General features: G+C 68.6%; 8 protein-coding genes. 3 read left to right on the forward strand and 5 right to left on the reverse strand.

Going from position 1 to position 6,931, the window contains the following annotated elements; translation table 11 throughout:
* Positions 1-851, forward strand: an 851-nt coding sequence (locus tag WAN02_RS20900; RefSeq protein ID WP_422266128.1) for an AMP-binding protein, incomplete at its 5' end; no start/stop codon positions are given.
* A complete protein-coding gene (mbtN, locus tag WAN02_RS20905; RefSeq protein ID WP_422266129.1) occupies positions 848-1,999 on the forward strand; it encodes a mycobactin biosynthesis acyl-ACP dehydrogenase MbtN in 1,152 nt (383 codons plus the stop codon). The genes WAN02_RS20900 and mbtN, both read left to right, overlap by 4 nt.
* 106 nt (positions 2,000-2,105) lie before the next feature.
* Here mbtN and WAN02_RS20910 read toward each other — a convergent pair whose 3' ends face one another.
* From WAN02_RS20910 to WAN02_RS20920, 3 genes are all read right to left on the reverse strand, one after another.
* The gene (locus WAN02_RS20910) at positions 2,106-2,735 is read right to left on the reverse strand and encodes a GNAT family N-acetyltransferase (protein WP_422266130.1); all 630 of its coding nucleotides are present in this window, start codon (positions 2,733-2,735) and stop codon (positions 2,106-2,108) included.
* 68 nt (positions 2,736-2,803) lie between these two features.
* The gene (locus WAN02_RS20915; protein ID WP_422266131.1) at positions 2,804-3,577 is read right to left on the reverse strand and encodes a TIGR03084 family metal-binding protein; all 774 of its coding nucleotides are present in this window, start codon (positions 3,575-3,577) and stop codon (positions 2,804-2,806) included.
* Between the two features lie 9 nt (positions 3,578-3,586).
* Entirely contained in the window at positions 3,587-4,864 is a 1,278-nt protein-coding gene (locus WAN02_RS20920) for an MFS transporter (RefSeq protein WP_422266132.1), read from the reverse strand.
* 131 nt (positions 4,865-4,995) lie between these two features.
* Here WAN02_RS20920 and WAN02_RS20925 point away from each other — a divergent pair, with 131 nt between their 5' ends.
* Complete coding sequence (locus tag WAN02_RS20925; protein WP_422266133.1) at positions 4,996-5,604, forward strand: YqgE/AlgH family protein; 609 nt, start codon at positions 4,996-4,998, stop codon at positions 5,602-5,604.
* Here WAN02_RS20925 and WAN02_RS20930 read toward each other — a convergent pair.
* Entirely contained in the window at positions 5,601-6,593 is a 993-nt protein-coding gene (locus tag WAN02_RS20930) for a bile acid:sodium symporter family protein (protein ID WP_422266135.1), read from the reverse strand. The genes WAN02_RS20925 and WAN02_RS20930 overlap by 4 nt on opposite strands.
* 16 nt (positions 6,594-6,609) lie before the next feature.
* Positions 6,610-6,931: hypothetical protein (locus WAN02_RS20935; protein ID WP_422266134.1), on the reverse strand; the 322-nt coding region annotated here is incomplete at its 5' end.

The raw sequence follows: 6,931 nt of genomic DNA on the forward strand, positions 1-6,931 counted from the left end.
GCGCCACGATGACCGCCGCGCCGAACATGGCGTACAGCATGATCGGCAAGTACGCCCGGCTGGTGTCCGACGTCGACCTGTGCCGGGTGCGGGTGACGATCAACGGCGGCGAGCCCGTCGACTGCGCCGGCATGGAGCGGTTCGCGAATGCGTTGAGCGGGTTCGGCTTTGACGCCGGCGCGTTGGCGCCGTCCTACGGGTTGGCCGAATCCACTTGCGCGGTCACCATCCCCGCGCCGGGCACCGGCCTGCTCTACGACGAAGTCCGTTCCGCCGCAGGCGATTCCGACCTGCGTCGGCAAGCGGTTCTGGGCGAGCCGATCCCCGGGATGGAAATCCGGATCAGCCCGACGCCGCAGCGCTCCGCCGACCTGCCCGGTCGCGACGTCGGCGAGATCGAGATCCGCGGAACATCGATGATGTCCGGGTACTTGGGCGACGCCCCGCTGGAGCCTGGTGCCTGGTTCCCGACCGGAGATCTGGGCTACCTCACCGACGACGGTCTGGTGGTCTGCGGGCGCGCCAAGGAGATCATCACGATCGCGGGCCGCAACGTGTTTCCCGGTGAGATCGAACGGGTCGCCGCCGAAATACGCGGCGTGCGGGAGGGTGCCGTGGTGGCCGTCGGCACCGACGACGACACCACCCGGCCGGGATTGGTCATCACCGCCGAATTCCGCGGCCCCGACGAAGCCGGCGCCCGCAGCGAGCTGGTCGCCAAGGTGGCGTCCGAGTGCGGCATCGTGCCCGCCAACGTGGTGTTCGTCCGGCCGGGTTCGCTGCCCCGCACCTCGTCGGGCAAGCTGCGGCGGCTGGAAGTCAAACGCAACCTGACCGCGGTGACCACATGACCGCGGAACTGAGCATCGACGAATACCGCACGCTGCTAGCCACAGTGTTCAATGACGACGTCGTCAGGTGGACCGCGGAAGCCGAAGCCAGCGAACGGTTTCCGCGCAAACTGATCGAGCATCTGGGTGAGCACGGCGTGTTCGCGCACAAGTGGCGCAATGGTCAGCATCCCGACGTGCCCAAGCTCGTCGCGTTGGCGTTCGCGTTGGGGCGGCTCGGCTCGGCGGGTATCGGCGTCGGCGTCAGCCTGCACGACTCGGCTATCGCCATCCTGCGCCGCTTCGCCCGGTCGGATTACCTCAAGGACATCTGCGAGCAGGCCATCCGCGGCGAGGCGGTGCTGTGCATCGGCGCGTCCGAGGAGTCGGGCGGTTCGGACCTGCAGATCGTGGAGACCGAGGTCCGTTCTGTTCGAGGCGGATTCGAGGTCCGAGGCGTCAAGAAGTATGTGTCGCTGTCACCGGTGGCCGACCACATCATGGTGGTGGCCCGTGGCGTGGACCACGACCTGACCAGCCGGCACGGCAACGTGTTGGTGATCGCGGTGCCGATAGCTCAAACCGACGTGCAGGTGCCCTACCGCAAAGTCGGCGCCGCACCGCTGGACACCGCCGCGGTGCACATCGACACCTGGGTGTCCGCCGATGCGCTGATCGCCCGCCCCGGAACGGGTTTGGCGGCGATTTCCTGGGGATTGGCACACGAGCGGATGTCGATCGCGGGGCAGGTCGCCGGGGGATGCCAACGCGTAATCGGCATCACCCACGCGAGGATGGTCGAGCGCCGGCAGTTCGGTTCGACGCTGTTCGAACACCAGGCGCTACGGCTTCGCCTCGCCGATCTGCAAGCCCGCGTCGACCTACTTCGCCACGGGCTCAACGGAATCGCGGCCGAGGGCCGACTTGATCTGCGGGCCGCGGCCGCGGTGAAGGTCACCGCCGCAAGGCTTGGTGAAGAGGTGCTGTCGGAGTGCATGCACATCTTCGGCGGCTCCGGTTATCTGGTCGACGAGACACCGCTCGGCCGCTGGTGGCGGGACATGAAGCTGGCCCGGGTCGGCGGCGGCACTGACGAGGTGCTGTGGGAATTGGTCGCCGCAGCAATGAAACCCGATTACGACGGTTACCACGACCTGAACGGCCGGTAGCGGACCTCGCGACAGAGCTTTCGCGAGATGGACGCTGGCGCGAAGAAGTGCGAGTGACCGGCGCGCTAGCGTCGATCTCGGTTGCCGAACCGCCGCTCGCCGGCGGTTAGCGAGCCGCAGGTATGTCGGCGGGCGTGCGGGGCAACGCGTAGAGCGCCATCCGCCGGTTGCTCATGTCGTGCTCGCCGAGAAAGGCGCAGCCGGCGTATTCACACAGCCGCCGCGCCGAAGTGTTGCGGTGGTCGGGGTCGAACATGATTCGGCGACAACGGAATTCGACCTCGAAGATGCTCGCGACGATGCGCGGCAGCAGGAACGGGCCGAGGCCCTTGTTGACGACCGACAGCTCGGCGATGGCCGCGTGCAGGCCTACATCGTAGGGATCGGCGTCATACCGCGTCGCGATGGAATCCTTTGCCGCGCGGTAAACCTCGACGTATCCGCCGTCCTCGCCGTGCATGCTGCCGATGAATGGGCGGGAGTAGCTGCCCGCCCGCTGCGCGCGCAGGTAGTCGCGCCACCGCGTTACCGGCCAGGCCGACTCCCACGCCTCGGCCAGGTGCGGCATGTTCATCCATCGCGAGACCATCTCCGCATCGGCGTCTGGATCGACCAGGCGCAGCGCGTAGGGCTCGGCCAGCACCGGCGTGGGCGGCGGGGGAGCGTCGCGGACGTCGTCGCTGAGTCCTTCGGTCAGCTCCCGCGGCAGGATCACCGGTGCTTCGTCTCGGCCCATAACGAACGGTGAGCCTACCGGAAATAAGGTTAGGGTTACCTGGCCCGTCCGCCCGGCAACCCGCTTAACTAGCGCCCGCCGCCCGGCGGCCCGGCGAAGGCCTGCGCGATCGTCAGCCACCGCGACGCGTCGTCGCCGGTGGCAGTGACATCCAGCTCGCGCAGCGGGCGGCGCTGGGTGACCAGAAAGCAGAAGTCCTCGGCGGACCCGGTGACCCGCTGCGACGCCTCGGCCGGCCCCCACGACCAGGTGCTGCCGTCGGGGGCCCGCAACTCCACCCGGAACGGATCGCTCGGCGGCTGCCGGCCGTTGATGCCGAACGCGAAATCCCGGGTCCGCACCCCGATGTGGGCGATCGATCGCAGCCGGGCGGTAGCCGGTCGGGTGACGCCGAGAGCATCGGCAACGTCAAGGCCGTGCGCCCAGGTCTCCATCAGCCGGGCCGTCGCCATCGACGGACCGCTCATCGGCGGGCCGAACCACGGCAGCTTGCGCCCATCGGCGACGGTCAGCAGTGCATCGTGCAGCCGGGTTCGGGTGAGCCGCCAGTCGGCCAGCAACTCGGCGGGCGGAACGGCCGCCAGCTCATCGGCCGCGGTGTTGACGAAACCGATCGGGTCCGCCACCGCGGTCTTCACCACGTCAGCGAAGGCGTCCTCGTCGGTGACCGCCACCAGGGCGCCGCGGTCGGTCCACAGCAGGTGCCCGATCTGGTGGGCGATCGTCCAGCCCGCGGCGGGCGTCGGCGCGGCCCAGCGCTCGTCGGCGAGCGGCCCGACCAGCGCGTCGAGCTCGTCGCTTTCGGCGCGTAGGTCGTCGACGATCTCTGACAGGTCGGCCATTTGGGTACCTTAACGATTCGCGGCGCGCCCGACGACACTGTGCACGGCCAGCCCGCACAGGTACACCGCGGCACCGGCCACGATCAGCGCGGGAGAGTGGCCGTTGCTCGGGATGACGATCGCCGCAGCGGTGATCGCGGCGATGAAGGCCACCCAGAACAGCGAATCCTGCACCGCGAACACGTGGCCGCGCAGGACGTCGTCCACGTCGATCTGAATCGCGGTGTCGGCGCACAGCTTGACGACCTGGCCCGCTCCCCCCAGCAGGAAGCCGCCTGCCACCAACACCCACAGGCGCATACCGATGCCGGCGATCTCGAAGGCCGCCGCGATCGCCAGGGCTCCGTTGGCGGTGGCGTAGCGGCCCCAGCGGCGCACCGCGGCCGGGGTGACCAGGTTCGCCAGAAATGACCCGGTGCCGGCCGCGGCGACGAACAGCATCGCGCTGCCCAGCGCCGAGACCGCGGCCGTATCGCGGCTGCGCACCAGCAACAGCACCACCAACGAGTTGATGCCGAACACCATCCGGTGCGCGGCCAACCCGGCAAGGGTGGCGGCGACGGTGGGACGCTGCAGCACGGTCCGCAGACCGTGCAGCCATCCGGTGATGACGGCGTAGAGGACCGATCCGTGGATCGCCCGCGAGGTGTCGTCGGGACCCAGCACGTGGGCCGGGAATCGCAGCGACAGCAGCAGCGCGATCAGCAACGGGACGATGACCAGGAAGATGATCGACGCGGCGCCACTGTCGCCCGAGCCGAAGATCGCGCGCGGCACCAGCATGAAGTTGGCGCCGAGGAAGGCCGCGACCGCGCCGACCGCCGATGCGATCGAGTTCATCGTGACGACCTGCTCGCGGGGCACCACGTCCGGCAGGGCGGCCGACAGCCCCGATCCGACGAACCGGGCGAGGCCGTTGACCACCAGCGCGCCGCACAGCACGAGCACATTGCCGGCACCGACCGCCAGGCAGATTCCCACGATCGCCACCGACACCACCCGGCCGACGTTGGCGGCGATCAGCACGAGGCGGCGGTCCCAGCGGTCCATCAACGCACCGGCGAACGGGCCCAGCAGCGAATACGGCAGAAACAACACCGCGAACGCGCCGGCGATCGCCAGCGGGCGGGTGGCGCGCTCGGGGTTGAACAGCAGCGCGCCCGCCAGACCCGCCTGAAACAGGCCGTCGCCGAACTGGCTTGCCGTCCGCAACTCCAGCAGCCGCCAAAAGTCGGGCAGGCTGCGCACCGAACGCCAGACAGCGACCGCCGCGCGCGGATGAGTCACTGCACCTACTTCCGAAAGGCATGGGCCCGGCAGCCGCGAACCGAGCGTCAGGCGCCTGTTAACAACAGTACAAATTCCTCGCAGCGCGATGATTGTTCGCCACGGTCGTCGGGCGCGGATGCCATGATGGGATGGTGGCGCAGTCCGAAGATCCAGAAGACCATATTGCCCCCGCCGCACATCGAGTGCGCGCGGGCACCTTGCTTCTGGCAAATACGGATCTGCTCGAGCCGACCTTCCGTCGCAGCGTGATCTACATCGTCGAGCACAACGACGGGGGCACGCTGGGCGTCGTGCTCAACCGTCCCAGCGAGACCGCGGTCTACAACGTGTTGCCGCAGTGGGCGCAGATAGCGGCGAAACCAAAGACGATGTTCATCGGCGGTCCGGTCAAACGCGATGCGGCGCTGTGCCTGGCGGTGCTGCGGGTGGGTGCGGTTCCTGACGACGTGCCGGGTCTGCGCCATGTGGCCGGCCGGATGGCGATGGTCGATCTCGACGCCGACCCCGAGTCGATCAGCCCGCTGGTCGAGGGTGTGCGGATCTTCGCCGGATACTCCGGGTGGACCATCGGCCAGCTCGAGGGTGAGATCGAGCGCGACGACTGGATCGTGTTGTCGGCGTTGCCCTCTGACGTTCTCGTCCAGCCGCGGGTGGACCTGTGGGGCCGGGTGCTGCGCCGTCAGCCGCAGCCGCTGGCGATGCTGGCGACCCACCCGATCGACATCAGCCGCAACTAGGCGGCTACGGCGGGCTCGTCGTCGAGCGAGTCGCGGGACAGTCTGCTCGCGATCACCGAACACACCACCAGCTGGATCTGGTGGAAGATCATCAGCGGCAACATGATCACCCCGACGGTGGCAGCCGGGAAGAACACCAGCGCCATCGGAAGACCGGACGCCAGGCTCTTTTTCGAGCCGCAGAACAGCAGCACGATGCTGTCACCGCGATCCAGTCCGGCCACCCGACCGACCAGCCAGGTGAAGGCCAGCACGACGGCCAACAGCACCGCGTTGACCACCGCGACGATCGCCAGTTGCCAGGCGTTGACGCTGCGCCAGATGTGCTCGACCATGCCCATCGAGAACGCGGTGTAGACGACCAACAGGATCGAGCCCCGGTCGACGGCTTTGGTCAACACCGTGTGCCGGGCAACCCAGTCGGCGATCCACGGCCGCATCAGTTGACCCGCCACGAACGGCAGCAGCAGTTGCACCACGACGTCGCGGACCGCGGTGGCGTCCATCTGGGCTCCGCCGCGGGTGTTCATCAGCAGCACGACGAGCAACGGGGTCAGCGCGATCCCGACGATGTTGGACAGCGATGCGCTGACCAGGGCGGCCGAGACATTGCCCCGCGCAATCGAGGTGAAGGCGATCGAGGACTGCACGGTCGACGGGACCAGACACAGGAACAGCAGCCCGTTGTACAGGTCGAGGTGCAGCAGCCAGGGAACCAGGCCGCGGGCGGCCAGCCCGAGCAACGGGAAGACCACGAATGTGGTGGCCAAAACCAGCAGATGCAACTGCCACCGTTTCACGCCCTGCCAGGCCTGCTGCGGAGACAGCCGGGCGCCGTACAGCCAAAACAGCAGCGCGATAACCACTTTGGCGGCCACCGACATGACGTCGGAAAAGGCGCCGCGGGCCGGAAAGAGTGCCGCCAGCGCGACCGTGGCGGCCATGGCCAGCAGGAAAGTGTCAATCGGCAGCGCCGAGAGCTTTTTCAGCACCAGGGTGTACCGGTCAGTGGCAGGCCAGCGTGCAGGCCGCACAGGACCCGCTACAGGTGGCCTCGGCCTCTTCGCGGCGCAATGCGTAGCGCGCGGTCTGATACGAGCCCGCGGCGACGGTACCGAGGGCGCCGACGATGCACACGCAGATCACCGGCAGTGCGGTTGCCGCCGGTGCCGCCAATGCCACCGCGCCTCCGGCGGCCAGCATGATCGCGCCGGCCAGCTGCGGCGGCGCGACCGAGCGCATGATCAGCCCGACGGTGCCGGTGCCGGCGGGACGGACCAACGACCGCAATCCGAGCACGGCCATTACCACCGCCGCGCTCACGCAC

Source organism: Mycobacterium sp., assembly GCF_049281135.1.
Taxonomy (GTDB): domain Bacteria; phylum Actinomycetota; class Actinomycetes; order Mycobacteriales; family Mycobacteriaceae; genus Mycobacterium.

Bases quoted from the DNA above. Each gene is read 5' to 3' on its own strand.
- WAN02_RS20915 (WP_422266131.1), bottom strand. From the start codon at position 3,577: ATGGCCGACCTGTCAGAGATCGTCGACGACCTACGCGCCGAAAGCGAC.
- WAN02_RS20925 (WP_422266133.1), top strand. From the start codon at position 4,996: ATGGTGGCGCAGTCCGAAGATCCAGAAGACCATATTGCCCCCGCCGCA.
- mbtN (WP_422266129.1), top strand. From the start codon at position 848: ATGACCGCGGAACTGAGCATCGACGAATACCGCACGCTGCTAGCCACA.
- WAN02_RS20910 (WP_422266130.1), bottom strand. From the start codon at position 2,735: ATGGGCCGAGACGAAGCACCGGTGATCCTGCCGCGGGAGCTGACCGAA.